General features: G+C 64.6%; 20 protein-coding genes. 13 read left to right on the top strand and 7 right to left on the bottom strand.

Going from position 1 to position 22,481, the window contains the following annotated elements; all coding sequences use genetic code 11:
- Positions 1–23 precede the first annotated feature (23 nt).
- The 3 genes from fabF to BM374_RS25685 all read right to left on the bottom strand — a co-directional run bounded on the left by fabF (position 24) and on the right by BM374_RS25685 (position 3,138).
- Positions 24–1,286, bottom strand: a complete 1,263-nt coding sequence (gene fabF, locus BM374_RS25695; protein WP_092298511.1) for a beta-ketoacyl-ACP synthase II — start codon at positions 1,284–1,286, stop codon at positions 24–26.
- A 1-nt stretch (position 1,287) separates the two neighbouring features.
- Positions 1,288–1,803, bottom strand: coding sequence for a winged helix-turn-helix transcriptional regulator (locus BM374_RS25690; protein ID WP_092298508.1), 516 nt, complete (start codon positions 1,801–1,803; stop codon positions 1,288–1,290).
- A 327-nt stretch (positions 1,804–2,130) separates the two neighbouring features.
- Entirely contained in the window at positions 2,131–3,138 is a 1,008-nt protein-coding gene (locus BM374_RS25685) for a polyprenyl synthetase family protein (protein ID WP_092298991.1), read from the bottom strand.
- A 130-nt stretch (positions 3,139–3,268) separates the two neighbouring features.
- Between BM374_RS25685 and BM374_RS25680 the strand changes: the two genes are divergently transcribed.
- The 6 genes from BM374_RS25680 (at position 3,269) to glyS (ending at position 9,016) form a co-directional block, all read left to right on the top strand.
- Positions 3,269–3,496, top strand: a complete 228-nt coding sequence (locus BM374_RS25680; RefSeq protein WP_092298505.1) for a putative signal transducing protein — start codon at positions 3,269–3,271, stop codon at positions 3,494–3,496.
- Entirely contained in the window at positions 3,489–4,256 is a 768-nt protein-coding gene (locus BM374_RS25675) for a tRNA1(Val) (adenine(37)-N6)-methyltransferase (RefSeq protein WP_092298502.1), read from the top strand. Before BM374_RS25680 ends, BM374_RS25675 begins: the two co-directional genes overlap by 8 nt.
- A gap of 216 nt (positions 4,257–4,472) precedes the next feature.
- On the top strand, positions 4,473–5,381 hold the full coding sequence (locus BM374_RS25670; protein ID WP_092298498.1) for a S49 family peptidase: 909 nt from the start codon (positions 4,473–4,475) through the stop codon (positions 5,379–5,381).
- Between the two features lie 116 nt (positions 5,382–5,497).
- Entirely contained in the window at positions 5,498–5,689 is a 192-nt protein-coding gene (locus BM374_RS25665; RefSeq protein ID WP_092298495.1) for a hypothetical protein, read from the top strand.
- 235 nt (positions 5,690–5,924) lie between these two features.
- Positions 5,925–6,860: a glycine--tRNA ligase subunit alpha gene (locus BM374_RS25660; RefSeq protein WP_092298492.1), complete on the top strand. Its 936-nt coding sequence runs from the start codon at positions 5,925–5,927 to the stop codon at positions 6,858–6,860.
- On the top strand, positions 6,860–9,016 hold the full coding sequence (gene glyS / locus BM374_RS25655; RefSeq protein ID WP_092298489.1) for a glycine--tRNA ligase subunit beta: 2,157 nt from the start codon (positions 6,860–6,862) through the stop codon (positions 9,014–9,016). Before BM374_RS25660 ends, glyS begins: the two co-directional genes overlap by 1 nt.
- 252 nt (positions 9,017–9,268) lie before the next feature.
- Here the strand turns inward: glyS and BM374_RS25650 are convergent, their stop codons facing one another.
- On the bottom strand, positions 9,269–9,622 hold the full coding sequence (locus BM374_RS25650; protein WP_092298988.1) for a DUF1236 domain-containing protein: 354 nt from the start codon (positions 9,620–9,622) through the stop codon (positions 9,269–9,271).
- Between the two features lie 237 nt (positions 9,623–9,859).
- Here BM374_RS25650 and BM374_RS25645 point away from each other — a divergent pair, with 237 nt between their 5' ends.
- The 3 genes from BM374_RS25645 (at position 9,860) to BM374_RS25635 (ending at position 14,991) form a co-directional block, all read left to right on the top strand.
- Positions 9,860–10,015, top strand: a complete 156-nt coding sequence (locus tag BM374_RS25645) for a DUF3096 domain-containing protein (protein ID WP_014497329.1) — start codon at positions 9,860–9,862, stop codon at positions 10,013–10,015.
- Between the two features lie 94 nt (positions 10,016–10,109).
- A complete protein-coding gene (gene ppdK / locus BM374_RS25640) occupies positions 10,110–13,034 on the top strand; it encodes a pyruvate, phosphate dikinase (protein WP_177248529.1) in 2,925 nt (974 codons plus the stop codon).
- Between the two features lie 499 nt (positions 13,035–13,533).
- A complete protein-coding gene (locus BM374_RS25635; protein WP_177248528.1) occupies positions 13,534–14,991 on the top strand; it encodes a cell wall hydrolase in 1,458 nt (485 codons plus the stop codon).
- 4 nt (positions 14,992–14,995) lie between these two features.
- Here BM374_RS25635 and nadC read toward each other — a convergent pair whose 3' ends face one another.
- The 3 genes from nadC to nadA are packed head-to-tail and all read right to left on the bottom strand — an operon-like array spanning position 14,996 to position 18,605.
- Complete coding sequence (gene nadC, locus BM374_RS25630) at positions 14,996–15,874, bottom strand: carboxylating nicotinate-nucleotide diphosphorylase (protein ID WP_092298481.1); 879 nt, start codon at positions 15,872–15,874, stop codon at positions 14,996–14,998.
- Between the two features lie 10 nt (positions 15,875–15,884).
- Positions 15,885–17,492 carry an L-aspartate oxidase gene (locus BM374_RS25625; protein ID WP_092298478.1) on the bottom strand — a complete coding sequence of 536 codons (1,608 nt, stop codon included), beginning with the start codon at positions 17,490–17,492 and terminating at the stop codon, positions 15,885–15,887.
- A 9-nt stretch (positions 17,493–17,501) separates the two neighbouring features.
- The gene (nadA, locus tag BM374_RS25620; protein ID WP_092298475.1) at positions 17,502–18,605 is read right to left on the bottom strand and encodes a quinolinate synthase NadA; all 1,104 of its coding nucleotides are present in this window, start codon (positions 18,603–18,605) and stop codon (positions 17,502–17,504) included.
- Positions 18,606–18,946: 341 nt separating this feature from the next.
- Between nadA and BM374_RS25615 the strand changes: the two genes are divergently transcribed.
- From BM374_RS25615 to BM374_RS25600, 4 genes are all read left to right on the top strand, one after another.
- Positions 18,947–20,197 carry an MFS transporter gene (locus BM374_RS25615; RefSeq protein WP_092298985.1) on the top strand — a complete coding sequence of 417 codons (1,251 nt, stop codon included), beginning with the start codon at positions 18,947–18,949 and terminating at the stop codon, positions 20,195–20,197.
- Positions 20,198–20,239: 42 nt separating this feature from the next.
- On the top strand, positions 20,240–21,226 hold the full coding sequence (gene acuI / locus BM374_RS25610; protein ID WP_092298472.1) for an acrylyl-CoA reductase (NADPH): 987 nt from the start codon (positions 20,240–20,242) through the stop codon (positions 21,224–21,226).
- Between the two features lie 113 nt (positions 21,227–21,339).
- Positions 21,340–21,942, top strand: coding sequence for a hypothetical protein (locus BM374_RS25605; RefSeq protein WP_092298469.1), 603 nt, complete (start codon positions 21,340–21,342; stop codon positions 21,940–21,942).
- A 162-nt stretch (positions 21,943–22,104) separates the two neighbouring features.
- Positions 22,105–22,371 (top strand): DUF6894 family protein, encoded by a 267-nt coding sequence (locus BM374_RS25600; protein ID WP_092298466.1) that lies wholly within the window; start codon positions 22,105–22,107, stop codon positions 22,369–22,371.
- Positions 22,372–22,481 lie beyond the last annotated feature (110 nt).

Raw genomic sequence — 22,481 nt, 5'->3', positions numbered from 1 at the left:
CATGATTGCAAAGCCATCTCGCTTCAGCCCATGCGGCGGAAGATCACGCTGGCATTGACCCCGCCGAAGCCGAAGCCATTGGAGATGGCGTTGCGCATCGGCATCGGCCGCGCGCCGCCTGCGACAATGTCGATGCCGTCGGTGCTTGCGTCGGGAGTCTCGAAATTGAGCGTCGGCGGTGCGATCTGGTCGCGAAGGGCGAGCACGGTGAAGATCGCCTCCAGCCCGCCGGCGGCGCCGAGCAGATGGCCGGTGGCCGATTTGGTCGCGCTCACGGCGATGGACCTGTTGCGGCCGAACAGCGCACCGATCGCGCCAAGCTCGCTTTCGTCGCCGGCGGGCGTCGAGGTCGCATGCGCATTGAGGTGCTGGATATCCGCAGGCGCAAGCCTCGCCTGGCGCAGCGCGATCTCCATGGCGCGGCGTGCGCCGTCGCCATCGGGCGGGCCCGATGTCATGTGATAGGCGTCCGCCGTGGTGCCGTAGCCGACAATCTCGGCGATCGGCGTGGCGCCGCGCGCGAGCGCATGCTCCAGCTCCTCGATCACCAGAATGCCGGCGCCTTCGCCCATGACAAATCCGTCGCGATAGCGATCGAATGGGCGCGAGGCCCGGGCAGGCTCGTCGTTGAAGGAGCTCGACAGCGCGCGCGCCGCGGCGAAACCGCCGAGGCTGACAATGTCGATGCAGGCCTCGGCACCGCCGCAGATCGCGACATCGGCCTCGTCCGCGCGGATCATACGCGCGGCATCGCCGATCGCCTGCACGCCGGCGGCACATGCCGTGACCGGCGTGCCCAGCGCGCCTTTGTAGCCGTATTTGATCGACACGTGGCCGCTCGCGAGGTTGGCGAGGAACGAGGGGATCGTGAAGGGTGATAGCCGGCGTGCGCCGCGCCGCTCGGTGATGCGCACCGCCTCCGCCATCGCGGGGAAGCCGCCAACGCCCGAGGCGATGATCGTCGCCGTCCGCTCCAGCGCGAAAGCCTCCTGAGGCGTCCATTTGGCCTGCGCAGCCGCCTCTGCGGTGGCGAGCAGCGCGAACAGGATGAAGCGGTCCATCTTGCGCTGGTCTTTTGGTGCGACGGCTTCTGCGGGATCGAAGCCAGCTTCCGCATCATCGGCCTTGTCGGGCACGAGGCCGGCAATGCGCGCCGGCAGGACTTGCGCCCATTCCGGCAGCGGTCGCAGCCCGCTTTGACCGGCAAGCAGCCGCCGCCAGGAAGTCTCGACACCGCAGCCGAGCGGCGACACCGCGCCCATGCCTGTCACGACGATACGACGCATCTCAGTCTCCAGTCGGCGCGACCGCCGGGTTCATGGCCTTGAGCGAGGTGAGCCGGCGCCGCATCAGGCGGCTCGCGCCGGGACCCGCGATCACCACCGCGTTTTCGAGCGTGATCGGCTGCCTATCGGCGGCGTCGACCACGATCGGATCAAGCGGGCGACGGTCGTCCCGGTTCGCCAGCAGGACCGTTTCGCCCTTTGGCGCGAGATGCCTGTTACCCCAGGCCAGCAGCGTGGCGATCACGGGGAAAAAATCCCGCGCCTTGTCCGTCAGCACATATTCGTGCCGCGGCGGCCGTTCCTGATACCGGCGGCGGACGAACATGCCGGACTTGGTCAGATGTGCGAGGCGCCGCGACAGGATGTTCGGCGCGATGGAGAGGTTGCGCTCGAACTCGTCGAACCGGGTCGAGCCCTGAAATGCATCACGCAGGATCAGGATGCTCCACCATTCTCCGACCGTTTCCACGGCACGGCCAACCGGGCATTCCTGGATGGAGGGCGATTTGGGCTGCATGCGAGGAAGGTAGGAATGTAACTTGCAAAATGCAAGTTACTAGTAGCTGCGGATGAAGGAACAGGCTGGCGAGGATGGTCGGGCCGATGGGCGCGTTGGGGGGGGGAGCGTGGTACGGGTTTATTGAACCGCTCGTGCCCCGGACGCAGCGCAGCGCTCCTTCAGCGGTGCGCTGCAGAGCCGGGGCCCATGTCGCTGAGAGCGCCGTGTCGCGTGGATCCCGGCTCAGCGCAGCAGCGTTTCACGCTGCAGCGCGTCCGGGACACGAGAGAGGAGTGTGCGCTCGATGACGGAGTTGATTGTGGAAACTGGACGCGAATTCGTCGCTTAGTGTGACCGTGCCAAACAGAACGCCACCACCTGCTCCAGCGCGCTCTTCATCGGCGACGATGGGAACAGCGCCAGTGCATCGACGGCCATGGCGCCATAGTGCTGGGCGCGGCTCAGCGTGTCTTCCAGCGCGCGGTGCTTGTTCATCAGGCCGATGGCGTGATCGAGGTCGGTGTCGCCGATCTCGCCACGTTCGAGCGCCTTGATCCAGAAGGCGCGCTCGGTGTCGTTGCCGCGGCGGAAGGCGAGCACGACGGGCAGGGTGATCTTGCCCTCACGGAAATCGTCGCCGGTGTTCTTGCCGAGCTTGGCGCTCTTGCCGCCGTAGTCGAGCACGTCGTCGACGAGCTGGAAAGCGATGCCGAGATTCATGCCGACCGAGCGGCAGGCGGTCTGCTCGGCCTTGGGACGGTTCGCGATGACGGGGCCGACCTCGCATGCGGCTGCGAACAGCTCGGCGGTCTTGCCGCGGATCACGGCGAGATATTCGTCCTCGGTGGTTGCGGTGTTCTTGGCGGCCGCAAGCTGCATCACCTCGCCCTCGGCGATGGTGGCGGCGGCCGCCGAGAGGATGTCGAGCGCGCGGAGCGAGCCGACCTCGACCATCATGCGGAAGGCCTGGCCCAGCAGGAAGTCGCCGACCAGCACGCTTGCCTCGTTGCCCCAAAGCATGCGCGCCGACAGCTTGCCGCGGCGCATCTCGCTCTCGTCGACGACGTCATCGTGAAGAAGCGTGGCGGTATGCATGAACTCGACGGAGGCGGCGAGCTTGATATGGCCGTCGCCGGTGTAGCCGGCGAGGTTGGCCATGGCCAGCGTCAGCATCGGCCGCAACCGCTTGCCGCCGGAGGAGATCAGGTGGTTGGCGACCTCGGGAATCATGGTCACGTCCGAACCGGTCCGCGACAGGATCGTGGCGTTGACGCGCTCCATGTCAGGGGCGACAAGGCCAACCAGCTCTTCGATCGACGCGCCGGGGGTTTCGAAAGGTACGATGACGGCCACGCCGGTCTCCAATATTTGCCCCGGAGGGGCTATTCTGATGGAAAGACAATAGAAACTGGAGGCGGACGCGGCAAGTGCTGCGGAACCATTGACATTTGCCGCTTAATCCCTTTTCAGGCAGGAGGCTCGTTTGCGTGAACTGGTTCGGACCAACGATATCGTGCTGGTGTCGGCGATCGGCGCGCTGCTCGACGGCGCCAACATCCACCATCTGGTGCTGGACCAGAACATGAGCATCATCGAGGGCTCGCTCGGCGTCCTGCCGCGCCGGATCCTGGTCCATGAGGACGACGCCGTCGAGGCGAGGGCGCTCCTGACCGAGGCCGGGCTCAGCCACGAACTGCGCGGCGATGATTGACGTCGTCACAGATATTACCGAGGACGCCTTTCTCGGCGGGCAGCTGCTGCTGAGGCAGAAGCGATCCGGCCACCGCGCAGGGCACGATGCGATCCTGCTTGCGGCCGCAACGGAGGCCCGTCAAGGCGACCGTGTGGTCGATCTGGGTGCCGGCGTCGGCACGGCCGGCCTGGCGCTGGCTCGGCGTGTCGGTGGGATCAATCTCTGCCTCGTCGAGCTCGATCCGGAACTGGCCGGCCTCGCGCATGCCAATGCGGCCACGAATGCGATTGCCGCGGACGTGATTGTGCTCGACGTCACTGCGGATGCGCAGACTTTTGCGGCACATGGGCTCATGCCCGACAGTGCGGACTGCGTGTTGATGAACCCGCCCTTCAACGATGCCATCAGGCATCGCGGCTCGCCGGACCAGGCGCGTCACGCCGCACATGTCGCGACAGAGGAAACTCTGAATGCGTGGGTGCATGCAGCGCGGCGCATCCTTCGATCGAGTGGTGTATTGACCTTGATCTGGCGCGCGGATGGGATTGCGGACGTTTTGGCAGCGCTGTCACGCGGCTTCGGCAGCGTCTCGATCCTGCCGATTCATGGTGAAGCGGGAAGGCCGGCGATCCGTGTGCTGGTGCGCGCCGTCAAAGGTGGCCGGGCGCCGACGCGATTGCTGCCGGGCCTGATGCTCAATAACGAGTCATCAGTGCCTAAAAATGAGGTGAGGAATATTCTGGAGGGCAGAGCGGTCTTGCCGCTGGCGGAGCCTTGACGGCCTACTGCGGAAGCGATTCCGACTGCTGTTCCTGCGGGGACGTAAAGCGAATCGCCGTGAAAAGCGCCCCGATCAGCACCAACAGCAGATAGATCTTCATGTCGTTTCCTCCGCTGCCTCATTGCAGCTTCCCAACGGGGATTCTGCAAAACACGTTCCAGGCACCTTCAATGACAGTCGCGTGATAAAGAATAGTTAACCAGAGGTAAGGCCATGGCCGAACAATTGAACGATCGCGAGAATTCCGGCCTGGCCGACAAGCTCATGCAATATCTGCCGGCGCGCTTCCGCCCGGGCGCGGCGGTGGTGCCGGTGGTGCGGCTGTCGGGTGTCATCGGCGCAGTGACGCCACTGCGTCCGGGCATGACGCTGGCAGGCGTCGCGCGGGTGCTGGAGCGGGCGTTTTCATACCGGAATGCCAAGGCGGTGGCGCTGGTGATCAATTCGCCAGGTGGTTCGCCGGTGCAGTCGCGCCAAATCTATCTGCGTATCAAGCAGCTTGCGGCGGAGAAGAATCTGCCCGTGCTGGTGTTCGTCGAGGACGTCGCGGCCTCGGGTGGCTACATGATCGCTTGCGCCGGCGACGAGATCTTCTGCGATCCGTCCTCGATCCTCGGCTCGATTGGCGTGGTCGGCGGCAGCTTCGGCTTCCAGGAGGCGATCAAGCGGCTCGGCATCGAGCGGCGTCTCTACACGGCCGGCGCGCACAAGGCGATGCTCGATCCCTTCCTGCCCGAGAACCCTGACGATGTCGCCAAGCTGAAGGCGCTTCAGCGCGAGATCCACCAGATCTTCATCGCGCTGGTGAAGGAGAGTCGCGGCGTCAGGTTGAAGGGCCTCGACGACACCCTGTTCACCGGCGAGTACTGGGCCGGCGAAACGTCGGTTGCGCTCGGGCTTGCCGACGGCATCGGCGATCTCCGCTCAACTCTTCGTGCCCGCTATGGCGAGAAGGTTCTCACCCCCGTGATCGCGCAGCCGACCGGGCTGCTCTCCAGCCTGCTTGGGCGGAAATCGCCCGGCGCGGGGCAGCTTTCGGCCATGGAATCAATGGTTGGGCTGCCGGATGAACTGATCTCGGCGGTGGAGACGCGGGCGATTTGGGCGAAATTCGGGTTCTAGACGGCGCCCTCCCGCGCCATTTGGCCCCAAGGATGCTTGCAGCTGAGCCAATTGCGGCGCGGCCCGGAGTGCGCGAATATGCGTGTGGGGGCTGAGCATTGAACAAGGATCGACCGATGCCGCCGTTCGTCGCATTCGCGGGCGTCCTGGGTGGGCTTGCCGTGGTCCGCTGGGCCTACAAGACTGCCATCAGGATCAACGAGGAGCTGGAGGAGATGCGCCTGTCGCGCGTCGCCGAGGCCGCGCCCATGGGGACCATCCAGACACTGAAGCGCGATCCTGTGACCGGAGCGTATCGGCCGGGGTAGCTGTCTCCGCACGGAAGGTGCGCTCCCTCTCCCGCTTGCTTGCGGGAGGGCTGGGGAGGGGGTCCCTCCGCAGGCGAGGACCCCCAAGAGGAGAAAGCCCTCACCCGCGCCTTCGGCGCGACCTCTCCCGCAAGCAAGCGGGAGAGGTGAGAAAGCCCCCCTTTGCCTTGATTCCCACCCCCGCCGTCGATACGGTCCCGCGCGATTCAACCCCCCGCGAGAGCCTGATCTGACGATGGACGCCTCATTGCCTGCCCATATGCGCCCGGACCGCTCGTTCCAGGGCTTGCTCCTGGCCTTGCAGCGCTATTGGGCGGATTACGGCTGCGTGATCCTGCAACCCTACGACATGGAAGTCGGCGCCGGCACCTTCCACCCCGGGACGACCCTTCGCGCGCTCGGGCCGCGGCCGTGGAATGCCGCTTATGTGCAGCCCTCGCGGCGGCCCAAGGACGGCCGCTATGGCGAGAACCCGAACCGGCTCCAGCACTATTACCAGTTCCAGGTCATCCTCAAGCCGTCGCCGCCGAACCTGCAGGAGCTATACCTGAAGTCGCTGGCCGCGATCGGAATCGACTCTGCCATCCATGACATCCGCTTCGTCGAGGACGATTGGGAGAGCCCGACGCTCGGCGCCTGGGGCTTGGGGTGGGAGTGCTGGTGCGACGGCATGGAAGTCAGCCAGTTTACTTATTTCCAGCAAGTCGCCGGCGTGGAATGCGCGCCCGTCGCGGGTGAGCTCACCTATGGGCTCGAACGACTTGCCTGTTATCTGCAAGGCGTCGACCGCATCATGGACCTGAACTTCAACGGCCGCGAAGGCGCCGAGAAGGTCACCTACAAGGAGGTGTTCTTCCAGGCCGAGCAGGAATATTCGCGGCACAATTTCGAACATGCAGATACGGCGATGCTGTTCGAGCAATTCAAGATGGCCGAAGCGGCCTGCAAGAAATACCTCGATGCCGGTTGGAAGGACGAGAAGCGCGAGGCCCATCTGATGGCGCTGCCGGCCTATGACCAGTGCATCAAGGCAAGCCATGTCTTCAACCTGCTCGACGCGCGTGGTGTGATTTCGGTGACGGAGCGACAGAGCTACATCTTCCGAGTTCGCGAGCTGGCAAAAGCCTGCGGCGAAGCCTGGGTGCACACCGAAGCCGGTGGAGCGGCCTGATGCCTGATCTGTTGCTTGAACTGTTCTCGGAAGAGATTCCCGCGCGCATGCAGGCCAAGGCGGCCGACGATCTGCGCCGCCTGGTCACCGAGAAGCTGGTCGCCGAAGGCCTGGTGTATGAAGGGGCGAAAGCTTTCGCGACGCCGCGCCGCCTCGCGCTCACCGTGCACGGCATCCCGGCGCGTCAGCCTGATCTCAAGACCGAGCGCCGCGGACCGAAAGTCGGCGCGCCCGATGCAGCCGTGCAAGGGTTCTTGAAGGCGACAGGCTTGAAGTCGCTGGACGAGGCCAAGATCCAGCGCGATCCCAAGGGCGACTTCTATATCGGATTGATCGAGAAGCCCGGCCGCGCCGCGATCGACGTGCTCGCGGAAATCCTGCCCGTCATCATCAGAACCTTCCCCTGGCCGAAATCGATGCGTTGGGGCGCGCGCTCGGCCAAACCGGGCTCGCTGAGTTGGGTGCGTCCGCTGCATGCGATCACAGCGACCTTCGGGCTCGAGACCGAAGAGCCCGATGTCGTGAAGTTCGAAGTGGACGGCATCGAGGCCGGCCAGACGACGTATGGCCATCGCTTCCTCGCGCCATCCTCTATCTCTGTCCGCCGCTTCGAGGACTACGAGGCAAAACTGCTCGACGCCAAGGTCGTGCTTGACCCCGAGCGTCGCAAAGACGCGATCCTCACGGACGCCAAGCAGCTTGCTTTCGCGCAAGGGTTCGAGCTGGTCGAGGACCAGGCCCTGCTCGACGAGGTCTCTGGCCTCGTCGAATGGCCGGTCGTGCTGATGGGCTCGTTCGAGCAGGAGTTCCTGAAGACTCCGGATGAAGTGATCCGCGCCACCATCCGCAACAACCAGAAATGCTTCGTGGTGCGTGACCCCAAGACGGGGAGGCTGACCAACAAGTTCGTCCTCACAGCGAACATCGAGGCGACCGACGGCGGCAAGGTCATCGTCTCAGGCAACGAGCGCGTGATCCGCGCGCGGCTCTCGGACGCAAAGTTCTTCTACGAGACCGATCTGAAGACCAGGCTCGAGGATCGTCTGCCGAAGTTCGAGCAGATCGTGTTCCACGAGAAGCTCGGAACGCAAGCGAAGCGCATCAAGCGAATTGAACGATTAGCTGCATGGATTGCAGAATTTATCGAGCCGCAGCTGAAAATCGGCGCGAGGTTCTACGAAGGAAATTCTGCACAGTACGCAAATGACGTAGAGCAAGCTGCGCGCTTAGCTAAAGCGGATTTGCTCACTGAAGTAGTTGGTGAGTTTCCTGAGGTGCAAGGCCTCATGGGCAAGTATTACGCATTGGCGCAGGGCGAACGTGCTTCCGTTGCAGCAGCTTGCGAGGAGCACTACAAGCCCCAGGGACCAGCGGATCGCGTTCCTACTGATCCAGTGAGCGTGGCCGTAGCATTGGCGGATAAGATCGACACTGTCGTGGGATTCTGGGGACACGATGAGAAGCCAACTGGAAGCAAGGACCCGTTTGCACTTAGACGCGCGGCGCTTGGAATCATTCGTATTCTCGTGTCCAACGACATTAAGCTTCCGCTTTTGAAATCTATCGACGTGGCGTGGCTGGGCTATGCTTTGAATGAGGCGGGAGTTATCGGAGAGGCAGAACATTTTTCCAACGATCTGCTCGCCTTCTTCGCCGATCGCCTCAAGGTTCAGCTCCGTGAGCAGGGCGCGCGTCACGATCTCGTCGATGCCGTGTTCGCGCTCGGCGGTCAGGACGATCTCCTGATGATCGTCCGTCGCGTCGAAGCTCTCGGCAAATTCCTCGAGTCCGACGACGGCAAGAACCTCCTCGCCGGCACCAAGCGCGCCAGCAACATCCTCTCGATCGAGGAGAAGAAGGACAAGCGGACCTTCGACGGTGCGCCGGATGCGTCTCTCTACAGCCTCGCCGAGGAGAAGGCGCTTGCCGCGGCAATCGAACAGGTGAAGGCGGAAGCAGGTGCGGCCGTCGCTAGGGAAGACTTTGCCGCCGCGATGAGCGCGATGGCGAAGCTGCGTCCGCCGGTCGATGCCTTCTTCGACAAGGTGCGCGTCAATGACGACGATGCGAAGGTGCGCGAGAACCGCCTGAAGCTGCTGAACGAAATCCGCAGCGCTACGCGCGCGGTGGCGGATTTCTCGAAGATCCAGGATTGAGGGCGGGGTCGCGCGGCAAATCCCGCTGTCATTCCGGGGCGCGCCCCTTGGCGCGAGCCCGGAATCCATTTTTCCACGTCACGCGCTGCACGATGGATTCCGGGCTCGCGCTTTGCGCGCCCCGGAATGACGGCTGTGGATGTGGTACGAAAATGCCCCGCCCGGCGGGGGGAGGACCGGGCGGGGCCTGATGTCCGATAACACTGCTCGCGCCCGTCTCGATCGGCGCGCCGGACATCGAGTTGAATTCACCTAGTCCATCACCTCGACGATGCGCCGCGAGCGCGGCTCGACCAGCACGGTCTCGCCGTTCACGACCGTGTAGCGATAGGTCGTCGCGCCGAAACGTTGCGGCACGTCGTAATAGGTGATGCCGGTTTCGGGTAGAGTGGCACCGACCACGACGCGATCCGGAATATGGAAGGCCGGCACACGTTGTTCGATGACATAGTCACGGAAAGCCGGCCGCTGTTCGACTGCAATCGTTGGGCCGCTGTCGACCACGGCCGGCGCACGTCCCACCGTGATCCCGGTTTGCGCCTGCGCCGCGACGGGCGAGCCGATCGCGGCCGCGAGCGCTGCAAGGGCAAGAATCCTGTTCCGCATGGGCAACTCCTTCGACGTAGTTTTGCGACGTGGTCTGACGGAAGCGCGAATGGCGCGACCGGTTGCCAATGCTGCGCCGCGCGCGATGTTCCGGAAAAAGCCCTGCCGCATACGTGGCAATTTCGGGCAGTTTTCGCGAAGGGGGGAACTCGCGCGGCTTGATGCGCGTCTCTACCCGCGGAACCGGGTCCGCTATGATCCGGCCGCGATTCGCCCTAACGCTCGGAAAGAAAATTCATGCACATCACTGTCGCCCACATCTCGCCGCTTCTGTCGCTGCTTGCGGGCGTGCTCATTTTGATCATGCCGCGCTTGCTCAACCTGATCGTGGCGATTTTCCTCATCATCAATGGCGCGATTGGGCTCGGCTTGTTGAAGTGGCTCCATCTCTAGGCCTTGATTTTCCGGAACTCTGACTTGCGCGGGCCCGCCCAAAATGGTGTAAGGCCCGCAATTTCCCGTCCCTCTCGCAGGTTGTGTGCAAGCTATGGCCAAAGCCGCCTCGAAGCCTAATAAAACTTCAGCGAAATCAAAGCCCTCCGCCAAGGCGAAAGCCGTGCCGGCGGCCCGCAAGGCACTCCCCAAGAGCGCCGTGAAGAGCGTCCCGAAGCCGGTCGCCAAGCCCGTTGCCAAGACCGCTGCGAAGACTGCTGCAAAGGCTGCTGCCAAGCCGGCGGCAAAGCCCGCCGCAAAAACGGCGGCCAAGCCCAAGAGCGCGCCTGCCAAGGTCCCGGCTGGTAAGTGGGTCTTCACGTTCGGTGATGGCAAGGCCGAGGGCCGTTCGGAAATGCGTGACCTGCTCGGCGGCAAGGGAGCCAACCTCGCCGAGATGGCCAATCTCGGCCTGCCGGTGCCTCCCGGCTTCACCATCCCAACCTCGGTCTGCACTTACTTCTACGAGCACGACAAGACCTATCCGAAGGAGCTGAAGCCGCAGGTTGAAAAGGCGCTGGACTATGTCGGCAAGTTGACCGGCAAGGTGTTCGGCGACACCAAGAACCCTCTGCTCGTCTCCGTGCGCTCCGGCGCGCGCGCCTCAATGCCGGGCATGATGGACACCGTGCTCAATCTTGGTCTCAACGACCAGACCGTCGAGGCGCTGTCGGAACTGTCGGGCGACCGCCGCTTTGCCTATGACAGCTATCGCCGCTTCATCACCATGTATTCCGACGTGGTGCTCGGCTTCGAGCATCATCACTTCGAGGAAATCCTCGACACCTTCAAGGATAGCCAGGGCTACACGCTCGACACCGACCTGTCCGCCGAGGACTGGGTCGAACTGGTCGGCAAATACAAGGACGCGGTCGCGCGCGAGACCGGCAAGGAGTTTCCGCAGGATCCGCACGACCAGCTCTGGGGCGCGGTCGGCGCGGTGTTTTCGTCCTGGATGAACGCGCGCGCGGTGACCTACCGCAAGCTGCACGATATTCCGGAATCCTGGGGCACCGCGGTCAACGTGCAGGCCATGGTGTTCGGCAACATGGGCGACACCTCGGCGACCGGGGTTGCGTTCACGCGCAACCCGTCGACCGGCGAGAGCAAGCTTTACGGCGAGTTCCTGATCAACGCGCAAGGCGAGGATGTGGTGGCGGGCATTCGTACGCCGCAGGACATCACCGAGGATGCGCGGAAAGAATCCGGCTCCGACAAGGCGTCGATGGAATCGGCGATGCCGGAGGCCTTCAAGGAGCTGACGCGGATCTACACGCAGCTCGAAAAGCACTACCGCGACATGCAGGACATGGAGTTCACCGTCGAGCGCGGCAAGCTCTGGATGCTGCAGACCCGTGGCGGCAAGCGCACCGCGAAGGCTGCGTTGCGCATTGCGGTCGAACTCGCCAATGAGGGCTTGATCACCAAGAAGGAAGCGGTGACGCGGATCGACCCCGCTTCGCTCGATCAGCTGCTGCATCCCACCATCGATCCCAACGCCAAGCGCGACGTGATCGCGACCGGTCTGCCGGCTTCGCCCGGAGCGGCCTCCGGCGAGATCGTGTTCTCCTCGGACGAAGCGGCCAAGCTCCAGGGCGACGGACGCAAGGTCATCCTGGTCCGCATCGAGACCAGCCCGGAAGACATTCACGGCATGCACGCCGCCGAAGGCATCCTGACCACCCGTGGCGGCATGACCTCGCACGCGGCAGTCGTCGCCCGCGGCATGGGCAAGCCCTGCGTCTCCGGCTGCGGCACCATCCGCGTCGATTACGGCCGCGGCACGATGAGCATCGGTTCGCGCACCTTCAAGGCCGGCGACGTCATCACCATCGACGGCTCGCTCGGCCAGGTGCTGGCCGGCCGCATGCCGATGATCGAGCCGGAACTGTCCGGCGAATTCGGCACGCTGATGAACTGGGCCGACCAGGTCCGCAAGATCGGCGTCCGCGTCAACGGCGACACGCCGGATGACGCCCGCACCGCGATCAAGTTCGGTGCCGAAGGCATCGGCCTCTGCCGCACCGAGCACATGTTCTTCGAGGAAACGCGCATCCGCACGGTGCGAGAGATGATCCTCTCCGAGGACGAGCAGTCGCGCCGGGCCGCGCTTGCCAAGCTGCTGCCGATGCAGCGCGCCGATTTCGTCGAGCTGTTCGAGATCATGAAGGGCCTGCCCGTCACGATCCGTCTGCTCGACCCGCCGCTGCACGAGTTCCTGCCGCACACCCATGCGGAGGTCGAGGAAGTGGCGCGCGCCATGAACACCGATCCGCGGCGCCTGGCCGACCGCGCGCGCGAGCTGTCGGAGTTCAATCCGATGCTCGGCTTCCGCGGCTGCCGCATCGCGATTGCCTATCCTGAAATCGCCGAGATGCAGGCGCGAGCGATCTTCGAAGCCGCAGTCGAAGCCGAGAAGCGCACCGGCAAGGCCGTCGGCCTCGAGGTGATGGTGCCGCTGATCGCGACCAAGGCCGAGCTCGACCTGGTCAAGGCCCGGATCGACGCCACCGCAAAGGCCGTGATGCGCGAGACGAATACAAAGCTCGCCTATCAGGTCGGCACCATGATCGAGCTGCCGCGCGCCTGCCTGCTCGCCGGCGAGATCGCCGAGAGCGCCGAGTTCTTCTCGTTCGGCACCAACGACCTGACGCAGACGACCTACGGCATCAGCCGCGACGACGCCGCAAGCTTCCTCGGTCCCTACGTGGCGAAGGGCATCCTTGCGGTCGATCCCTTCATCTCGCTCGACCAGGAAGGCGTCGGCGAGCTCGTCAAGATCGGCGTCGCCCGCGGACGCAAGACGCGCGCATCGCTCAAGGTCGGCATCTGCGGCGAGCACGGCGGCGACCCGGCCTCCGTCGCGTTCTGCCACAATGTCGGTCTCAACTACGTGTCGTGCTCGCCCTACCGCGTGCCGATCGCGCGGCTCGCCGCGGCCCAGGCCGCGCTGGGCAAGGCGATCGCGAGCCAGGCATAACGCGAACTGAGACTGTGATTCCAAAGAGGCGGAGCCAAGCTCCGCCTCTTTTCTTTTGACGCGATAAGGCAGTTATTGAATTCGCACAGCTGTTTGCTCCGTCATCCTGAGGCGCGAGGCATGGGACGCAACGCGTCCCATGGGGAGCCTCGAAGGATACACGGCCGAGCTGCAGCCGGGCCGTCGCCCTTCGATGCTCGCCGAAGAGGCGAGCGCCTCAGGGTGACGGTGAACTACCGTGCACGTCCCGTAATGATACGCACGCGCAAGAGTTCCTTCACCATTCGCATTGACCACTTGTTTACCGCTTCAAATGACGCGGCCTTTACCACGGCCCAGCACCGCCCCGTGAAAACACCTGACATCGCTTGAGTGTGCTTCGCGGGCAACGCCGATTAACGCCCCAGCAACCTAAATTAGATACTTACGCTAAAGATCGAATTGCACGGATGTACTGAGTTCGATCGGAGACTGGCGTAAGCGTAGCGTGAGCGTATCGATGTCAGTGTTGCGTAACCATCCGAAGGGCGCGCAGTTCGCGTCCTTCGGAATCGGTCTCCTGGTCTTCGCGCTGATGCCGCGAGAGACCGGCTATCAGGACATAGGCTCGTTGCTGGCGCGTCAGCCCGGCGTCGCCGAGCGTTGGCAGAAGCAGGTGTTCTCTGCGGCTTCGTCCATTCAGCTCGCCACCTACAGTTTCTCGCGCCCGATCGGGACATCAGCGCCGCAGAGCGCGATGGTGCGTCTTGCGAGCCTCGATGGCCGCGACGTCACCGGCGCGATTCCGCGCAATCCGGCGCTGCAGGCGCCGGCGCGTTACCAGGCCTCCGATTTTCCCAAGGTCGATCGCGCGCTGAAGGGTGACCGTCTCGCCATCGCGACGCCCGCGCCGCCACCCGGGACGGTCGCGCCGGCTGCTCCGCCCGCGGAGAATCCCGCGACCTCGAACAGTTCCGTGTTCGGCGCCAAGACCGCTGAGCTGGCTGCCCCTCAGCCGCAAGCGATGTCGCCGGAGTCCGCGGCGGCGCTCGATCCCGAGCTCCAGGAGGCCATGCGCGCGCCGCCGCTGGCGCAATACGCCAATCCGCCGAAGGCCGACGACGTCGCGCTGTCGTTTGCAGTACAGCCGGTCAATGCGCTGAAGCAGGCAACGAGCGCGGCCCCGTCGCGCGATCCTTTCAGCGTGAAGACCTCGAGCCTGTTCTTCGGCAGCTCCTCGCTCGGCGGCGCCGCCGAGAGCATCGAGAGCTGGGAACCCGGGGCCGAGCCGCTGATCGTGATGCCCGATCCCGACATGAAGCTGGCCTCGCTGTCACCACCGAATGCGGACGTCGGAAACGCGGTCGATAGCGGCGAGAGCGTCGCGCCGAAGGGCGAGGTCAACGCCGACAACCAACGCGCCAAGTCGCCGGCCGAGCGTCTGGCGCTCGACGGCAAGTCACGTGCGAAGTCCGAAAAATGTCTCGCCGAGGCCGTCTATTTCGAGTCCCGCGGCGAGGCCGTACGCGGCCAGATCGCGGTCGCGCAAGTGGTGATGAACCGCGTCTTCTCCGGCAAATATCCCGACAACGTGTGCGGCGTGGTCTATCAGAACAAATACCGTCACTTCGCCTGCCAGTTCACCTTCGCCTGCGACAACAATCCCGACGTGATCCGCGAGCCCGAGATGTGGGAGCGCGCCAAGAAGATCTCGAAGGCGATGCTCGACGGCCAGATCTGGCTCCCCGAGGTCGGCAAATCCACGCACTATCATGCCTATTGGGTGCGCCCGTCCTGGGTCTCCGAGATGAAGAAGATGTACAAGTTCGGCGTGCACACCTTCTACCGGCCGCGCAACTGGGGTGACGGAGCTGAGGAGCCGAGCTGGGGCACGCCCGCGCAGACCGCCGCGCTCTCGGCAGAGCTCGTGCAGGAAGCCAAGAGCTCCGCCGAGATGGGCGTGACCGAGCGGCGGTAGCTGCTCAAGCTTCGATATCCAGCGCACAGTCGAGATTCGGCGCCGAATGCGTCAGCGCGCCTGATGAGGCGTAGTCGACACCGGTGGCAGCGATCGCGGGGATCGAGTCCAGCGTCACGCCGCCGGAGGCTTCGAGCGCAACGCGGCCTTCCGTCATCCTGACAGCCTCGCGCAGCGTCACGAGATCCATGTTGTCGAGCAGCACGGCGTCGGCAAGTCCCGTGTCGAGCACCTCGCGGAGTTGCGCGAGCGTATCGACCTCGATCTCGATCTTGACGAGATGGCCGGCATGGGCGCGGGCGCGCTCCAGCACGGGGCGGATGCCGCCGGCGACCGCGATGTGATTGTCCTTGATCAGGATCGCATCGTCGAGGCCGAAACGGTGGTTGAAGCCGCCGCCGCAACGCACCGCATATTTCTCCAGCGCCCGCAAACCCGGCGTGGTCTTTCGCGTGCAGCAGATGCGCATTTTGGATCCTTCGGTGCGCGCCACGTAGTTGGCCGTGAGCGTGGCGACGCCCGACAACCGACCGACGAAATTCAACGCGGTCCGCTCCGCGGTGAGAATGGCACGTGCAGGGCCGGAGATTGTCAGCACTTGCTGGCCGCGGGTCACGCGCGCGGCGTCGCGGACATGCGCGCGCACCTCGATGTCGGGCGAGAGCTTTTGCAGTGTCGCCAGCGCCAGCGGCAGGCCTGCGATGACGCCGGACTGACGTGCGACGAGAACGGCCCGCGCTCGGGTCGCTTCCGGAATGGTCGCGAGCGAGGTGATATCGCCGGCGCGGCCGAGATCCTCGTCGAGCGCGCGATGCACGGCCTCATTGATGGCAAGCGGGGACAGGAAGGCGTCGGGATAGAGCAGGGAGTTCGGGGTGATCATGGGTTTTCCTTCAGGCGATCATGGCTTGCGCGACGCGCGGCGTTGAAGGCTCGGTGAGGTCCTTGGCGACCTCGCGCGCAGCGGCGAGTGTCGTCATGGTCCGCTGCGCCAGCGCGGCTGTCTCCGCGGGATGATCGGAGCGGAAATGCGCGCCGCGGCTCTCGCGCCGGCACCAGGCCGCAGCCGCCACGAGCAGCGCCGCTGTTGCCATGCTGCGGACGGCGATGCTGGTGGCCGCATGCTCGAGCGCGGCAAGGCTGCGCACGGCGTCGGCGAGCCCGTCGCGCTCGCGGATCACGCCGACATTCGCAGCCATCATCGTCCGCAGCCGCTTCACGCTGGCTGCATCCGGCGCGCTGGTGCGCGGCGTTACCACCGCTTCGGGGAGGCGGGCAGGCGAGGGGATCACGTGGCCGCCGATGTCGTCGGCTATGCGCGCGGCATAGACCACGGCCTCCAGCAGCGAATTGGAGGCGAGCCGGTTGGCGCCATGCATGCCGGTGGACGACACCTCGCCGGCGGCCCAGAGCCCGTCGATCGAGCTGCGGCCGCGATCGTCGACCGCGATGCCGCCCATGTGATAGTGCACGGCGGGGGCGATCGGAATGGCCTGCGTCGCCGGATCGATGCCGGCGGCAACGCAGCTCGCATGCACCGTCGGGAATTTGTCGGCGAACGGCGCGCCCAGTGCTTGCCGCGCATCGAGGAAAGCGCCACGTCCCGATGCGATCTCGGCGAACACGCCGCGAGCCACGATGTCGCGCGGCGCGAGCTCGGCGAGCGGATGACGCGCTACCATGAAGCGCTCACCACTGCTGTTGATCAGCGTCGCGCCTTCGCCGCGCAGCGCTTCAGTCGCAAGGGGCGCCGGATCGCGGCCGACCATGATCGCGGTCGGGTGGAATTGCACGAATTCGGGGTCGGCGATCACGGCGCCGGCGCGTGCGGCGATCGCAAGGCCCGATCCGTTCGCCTCAGCCGGATTGGTGGTGACGGCGTAGAGATGGCCAATGCCGCCGGTCGCCAGCACGATTGCGCGCGAGGCAATCACCACCGGTCTTGCCGCGAAGTTGCCGGCCTCGCGCAATTGCAGGCCGGTGACGGCGCCATCCTCGGTGAGCAGCGCTTCGGCGACAAAGCCTTCGATCAGGCGGATCGAAGGCGCGCGGCGCGCGGCCTCGCTCAGCGCCGCGATGATCGCAGCGCCGGCGCCATCGCCGCGAACGTGGACGATCCGCCGCGCGGAATGCGCAGCTTCTCGCCCCACGGCGAGCCGGCCTTCGAGATCGCGATCGAACGGCACGCCATAGGCGAGCAGATCATGAATCCGCGGGCCCGCCTCGCGGGCGATCCCGAGCGCGATTGCCTGATCGACGATGCCGCCGCCGACCGAGATGGTGTCCGCGGCGTGCGCTTCGGGACTGTCGCCTTCGGCCACGGCGGCCGCGATGCCGCCCTGGGCCCATGCGGACGACGCGCCCTGTCCGAGCGGTGCCGCCGAGACCAGCGTCACCGGTCGCGGCGCAAGCTTCAGCGCGCAGAACAGTCCGGCGAGGCCGCCGCCGACGATGACGACGTCATCGGTGGAGCGGGTGAGGTTGTAGATGTTGTCGGTCATGTCTCGCCCTCAATTCTTCAGATTGATCATCCGCTCGACCGAGCGTCGCGCCCGCTGCGCAAGCGCCGGATCGATCGTGACTTCCTCGCCCAGCGTCAGCAGGCTCTCCATGATGTTGGACAGCGTGATGCGCTTCATGTGAGGGCAGAGATTGCAGGGACGCAGGATCTCGACGTCGGGCAGCTCGGCCCGAACATTGTCGGCCATCGAGCATTCCGTGATCATCACGAGGCGCTTCGGCCGCCGCTGGCGCACCCAGTTGATCATGTGCGCGGTCGAACCGGTGAAGTCGGCCTCCGCCAACACGTCCGGCGGGCATTCGGGATGCGCGATGATCTGCACGGACGGGTCGGCGTCGCGGAACGCGCGCAGCTCATCGCCGGTGAAGCGCTCGTGCACCTCGCAAGCGCCCTTCCAGGCGATGATCTTCACGTTGGTCTTCGAGGCGACATAGGTCGCGAGATAGCGATCGGGCAGGAAGATCACGCTTGGCGCATTGAGGCTCTCCACCACCTGCACCGCGTTCGACGAGGTGCAGCAGATGTCGACCTCGGCCTTCACCTCCGCGGAGGTGTTGACGTAGGCTACGATAGGGACGCCGGGCAATCTTTCGCGGAGCAGGCGCACGTCGGCGCCGGTGATGCTGGCAGCGAGCGAGCAGCCGGCGCGGCTATCGGGGATCAGCACCGTCTTCTCGGGATTGAGCAGCTTCGACGTCTCCGCCATGAAGTGCACGCCGCATTGGACGATGACGTCGGCCTTCACCCTGGTAGCTTCGACGGCGAGCTGGAGCGAATCGCCGCCAATGTCGGCGACGCCGTGAAAGATCTCCGGCGCCTGGTAGTTGTGCGCGAGGATCACCGCGTTGCGCGCGCGCTTGAGTTCGTTGATCGCGTGAACCGTCGGCGCCATCAGCGGCCACTCGATCGGCGGGATCACATGCTTGAGGCGCGCGTAGATCGGCGCCGTGGCGCGTTCGACGTCGCTGGTCCATTCCAGCGAAGGCCTCGGCAGCGCGGGCGCTGTTCGCGACGGCGCGACCGGGGAGGAGGTGGCTTGGTCTTGTGGTCGATTGGCAAAATCATCAGGGCCGTAAATTGCGGCGATCGGCATCGAAGCCTCCCATCGGGTTACATATGCTCAATATGAGTATATATAACGCCCGAGAAATCCGGCCGAAAGGCCGGGTGGAACTCAGGACGATCTATATATGCTCAATATGAGTAGATCGAAGATAACACGCCTTGGCTGAGGTCGCTAGGTCTGGTGGCACACATTTCCGTCAAGTCCTGCTTTGCGCGCCCCGGAGGAGGCCGCGATGAAACGCAATGCTCCCGCGGCAGCCCCTCGCGGAATGCAATCATTTTCGGCTTGGGATTTACATGCATTTGCATTAAACGGATGGGCCCGCGACCGCTCGATTGGCGGACCCGCCAATGAAGAATGAGGACAGCATGTCGATCCAAGCGAGCGAACTCGCTCCCTCACGTTCCTCCAACTGGCGCACTCCGGCCGTGATCATCCTCTGCGGTTGTGCGATCGGCATGTTGGGCTTCGGCCCGCGCTCGGCACTGGGCTTCTTCGTGCAGCCGATGAGCCATGAATTCGCCTGGGGCCGCGACGTGTTCGGCCTCGCTATCGCCGTACAGAATCTTTTGTGGGGATTGGGCCAGCCGCTTGCCGGCGCGGTCGCCGATCGCTACGGCCTTTATCGCGTGATGTGCGTTGGCGCGCTGCTCTATGCCGGCGGGCTTCTCTTGATGCGCTATTCCGCGACACCGCTGGCGCTGGATATCGGGGCCGGCGTGATGGTCGGCTTCGGTCTTGCCGGCTGCTCGTTCAACCTGGTGCTGTCGGCGTTCACGAAGCTCCTGCCGGCCGAAAAGCGCGGCCTTGCGCTCGGCGCCGGCACGGCGGCGGGCTCGCTGGGCCAGTTCCTGTTCGCGCCGATCGGCGTGGCGCTGATCGACAATTTCGGCTGGCAGCAGGCGCTCACCGTGTTCGGCTTCCTGATGCTGCTGATCATCCCGTTGGCGTTGGCCATCTCGACGCCGCCGGTCCCGAGCACGGTAAACGCAGCGCCTGCTGATGAGCAGTCCATCACCAAGGCGCTGGCGGAAGCTTTCGGCCATCGCTCTTACGTCCTGCTGGTGCTCGGCTTCTTCACGTGCGGTTTCCAGCTCGCGTTCATCACGGTGCACCTGCCGGCGTTCCTGGTCGACCGCGGCATCTCGGCGCAAACCGGCGGCTGGGTGATCGCCGCGATCGGCCTGTTCAACATCATGGGATCGCTCAGCGTCGGTTATCTCCAGAATACCTTGCCGAAGCGCTACATCCTCTCGGCGATCTATTTCACCCGTGCGCTCACGACGCTCGCCTTCATCTCGTTCCCGATCACCCCGTTCTCGGCGATCGCCTTCGGCGCGATCTCCGGCTTGACCTGGCTGTCGACGGTGCCGCCGACCTCGTCGCTGGTGGCGCTGATGTTCGGTACGCGCTGGCTTGCAACCCTCTATGGCTTCGCTTTCGTCAGCCATCAGGTCGGCGGCTTCCTCGGCGTCTGGCTAGGGGGGATCGTGTTCGAGAAGTTCGGTTCCTACACCCCGATCTGGTGGCTCTCGATCCTGTTCGGCGTGCTCTCGGCGCTGATCAATTTACCGATCGTGGAGAAGCCGGTCACACGCGCGGTTGCGCAGCCTGCCTGATCGGCTAAACATCCCGGTCAAACAAGTCAGGGAGTTCAGGCCGTGGCCACATTCAAAGCGATCCGGATCGACAAGGCCGACAAGGGCACCACCGCCGCACTTTCCCAGTTCGATGAAGCCGAGCTGATGGAGGGCGACGTCACCGTCCGCGTGGAATGGTCGACGTTGAACTACAAGGATGGTCTCGCACTCACAGGCAAGGCGCCGGTCGTGCGGCGCTTCCCGATGATCGCCGGTATCGATTTCGCCGGCACGGTCGAACAATCCTCGCATCCGCAATGGAAGGCAGGCGACAAGGTCGTCTGCACCGGCTGGGGCATGGGCGAGACCCATCTCGGCGCCTATGCGGAGAAGGCGCGGGTGAAGGGCGACTGGCTGGTCGCCCTGCCGCAGGGCCTGTCGGCGCGCGATGCCATGGCGATCGGCACCGCTGGCTTCACCGCGATGCTCTCTGTGCTGGCGCTGGAGAAGCACGGCGTTTCGCCGAAGAGCGGCCCGGCCGTCGTGACCGGCGCGGCTGGCGGCGTCGGATCGGTCGCCACGGCCGTGCTGTCGAAGCTCGGCTATCACGTCATCGCCTCCACCGGCCGCGCGTCCGAGGCGGATTATCTGAAAAGCCTCGGCGCGGCCGAGGTGATCGATCGCAATGAATTGTCGGCCCCGGCAAAACCGCTGGCCAAGGAGCGCTGGGCAGGCGGCGTCGATAGCGTCGGCTCGACCACGCTCGCGAATCTGCTGTCCATGACCAAGTACGGCGGCGCCATTGCCGCCTGTGGTCTCGCCGCCGGCATGGACCTGCCGTCTTCTGTCGCGCCCTTCATTTTGCGCGGGGTGTGCCTTCTCGGCATCGATTCCGTGATGTGTCCAATTGAGCCGCGAAAAGCAGCCTGGCAGCGCCTCGCCTCGGATCTCGATCGGACGAAACTAGCTGAAATCACTACGGAAATTCCGCTCGACCAAGTTCCGGCATGGGGCGCGAAAATCCTGGCCGGTCAGGTCCGCGGTCGCATCGTGGTAAAAATTGTCTAACAGCGTTCAGACTTTACCAACCAAGCTGCTTCAATGTCGCCATGGTTAGTATGGTAAGCAGCGGGTAAAGAGATAAGGCATCGCCCGCTGCGGGGGTTAGTTCGGAGTTGAGCATGCTTGCGCGTATTGTGTGGGGGGCTGTCACGGCGGCCGTGACGTTTGCGCCGGCCATCGCTTTGGCCGGGAGCATGAATGCGGATGAGGCGCGCCGCTTCGTCGCCGGCAAGGTGTTCGCCTTCACGTGCTTCGACGGCACGCGCGGTGCAGGCCGCATCCTCGATGATCTCGGCGCTGCCGGCGCGGTGCAGTTCTCGGGCTCGGGCCCGGTGCGCCATATCCGGCTTCCCGGCAACACGCTCCAGATCCGCGGTCAGAACGTCTGCGCCTCGATCAAGGGCATTCCGTTTGAGCCTTGTTTCAACCTGGAAAAAACCGACGATCGCAGCTTCCGTGGTTCGGTCTCGGGCATGGGCTTCGCCTATTGCGACTTCCATCATCAGGGTGGCAACCAGATGCTGATGGCGCGCGCCGTCGCGCGGCCGCGCTCGCTACGCAGCTCGGAGCATACCGGTTCGATCAGTGCATCCAGCACTGAAGTCGCGGCGCGGGTCGAGACGCCGCGGGTCGAGAGCAGCCGGATCGAGCCAGTGAAGTCCGAGCCCAAGTCGGATTCGAAGAACGACGCTCCGCTGGAGTTGCGCCGCTCGACCGAGTGACATTGCGCGAAGCTACCGCGATTGTCTTGCCTGCCTGACAGAATGCACCGCTTGTGAAGCCGCCGCGCCGTAATCATACGGCCCGCGGTTTTCATGCGTTGGTAGCGACTGGCGCCCCAGCCTGCGTGACGGCCGGGAGCGGCCCTACGAACGGGTTCAACGATGTCGCTGTATTTCTTCCGCATCAGCACCGGCCGCTACTCTGGTGCCGCCGACCAGCCGTATGAGTTCGAGGATCGGGCTGCAGCCTGGACAGAGATGACCGAGGTCTGCGCCAATCTGCTCGGCAGCATTTCGCGCAACCTGAAACCGAACGCGAAGTGGAGCATGGAGCTGCTCGACGAGAACAAGGAGCCGGTGTTTCGCATCAGCCTGGTCGGCGAGGCCGCGGGCTGCACGGACAGCCGTGCAAATGCGGACCCTCGTTAACGAACCCAGCCCGTGCAAATCGGCGAGGCCTTGATCATTTGCACGTGAAAGCTGTGTAAATTCGGCGATTTGAATGGTGCTGTCCGTATTTCTACCCAGGCGGTGAGCCC

This window comes from Bradyrhizobium sp. Ghvi (assembly GCF_900115265.1).
In the GTDB taxonomy this organism is placed as follows: domain Bacteria; phylum Pseudomonadota; class Alphaproteobacteria; order Rhizobiales; family Xanthobacteraceae; genus Bradyrhizobium.
Note: the sequence above shows the minus strand (reverse complement) of the source record. Positions and strands in the feature narration are given on the sequence as shown.

Coding starts and splice junctions, on each gene's coding strand:
- fabF (WP_092298511.1), bottom strand. CDS start 1,286: ATGCGTCGTATCGTCGTGACAGGCATGGGCGCGGTGTCGCCGCTCGGC.
- BM374_RS25690 (WP_092298508.1), bottom strand. CDS start 1,803: ATGCAGCCCAAATCGCCCTCCATCCAGGAATGCCCGGTTGGCCGTGCC.
- BM374_RS25675 (WP_092298502.1), top strand. CDS start 3,489: ATGATTGACGTCGTCACAGATATTACCGAGGACGCCTTTCTCGGCGGG.
- BM374_RS25670 (WP_092298498.1), top strand. CDS start 4,473: ATGGCCGAACAATTGAACGATCGCGAGAATTCCGGCCTGGCCGACAAG.
- BM374_RS25665 (WP_092298495.1), top strand. CDS start 5,498: ATGCCGCCGTTCGTCGCATTCGCGGGCGTCCTGGGTGGGCTTGCCGTG.
- BM374_RS25660 (WP_092298492.1), top strand. CDS start 5,925: ATGGACGCCTCATTGCCTGCCCATATGCGCCCGGACCGCTCGTTCCAG.
- glyS (WP_092298489.1), top strand. CDS start 6,860: ATGCCTGATCTGTTGCTTGAACTGTTCTCGGAAGAGATTCCCGCGCGC.
- BM374_RS25650 (WP_092298988.1), bottom strand. CDS start 9,622: ATGCGGAACAGGATTCTTGCCCTTGCAGCGCTCGCGGCCGCGATCGGC.
- BM374_RS25645 (WP_014497329.1), top strand. CDS start 9,860: ATGCACATCACTGTCGCCCACATCTCGCCGCTTCTGTCGCTGCTTGCG.
- ppdK (WP_177248529.1), top strand. CDS start 10,110: ATGGCCAAAGCCGCCTCGAAGCCTAATAAAACTTCAGCGAAATCAAAG.
- BM374_RS25635 (WP_177248528.1), top strand. CDS start 13,534: ATGTCAGTGTTGCGTAACCATCCGAAGGGCGCGCAGTTCGCGTCCTTC.
- nadC (WP_092298481.1), bottom strand. CDS start 15,874: ATGATCACCCCGAACTCCCTGCTCTATCCCGACGCCTTCCTGTCCCCG.
- BM374_RS25625 (WP_092298478.1), bottom strand. CDS start 17,492: ATGACCGACAACATCTACAACCTCACCCGCTCCACCGATGACGTCGTC.
- nadA (WP_092298475.1), bottom strand. CDS start 18,605: ATGCCGATCGCCGCAATTTACGGCCCTGATGATTTTGCCAATCGACCA.
- BM374_RS25615 (WP_092298985.1), top strand. CDS start 18,947: ATGTCGATCCAAGCGAGCGAACTCGCTCCCTCACGTTCCTCCAACTGG.
- BM374_RS25605 (WP_092298469.1), top strand. CDS start 21,340: ATGCTTGCGCGTATTGTGTGGGGGGCTGTCACGGCGGCCGTGACGTTT.
- BM374_RS25600 (WP_092298466.1), top strand. CDS start 22,105: ATGTCGCTGTATTTCTTCCGCATCAGCACCGGCCGCTACTCTGGTGCC.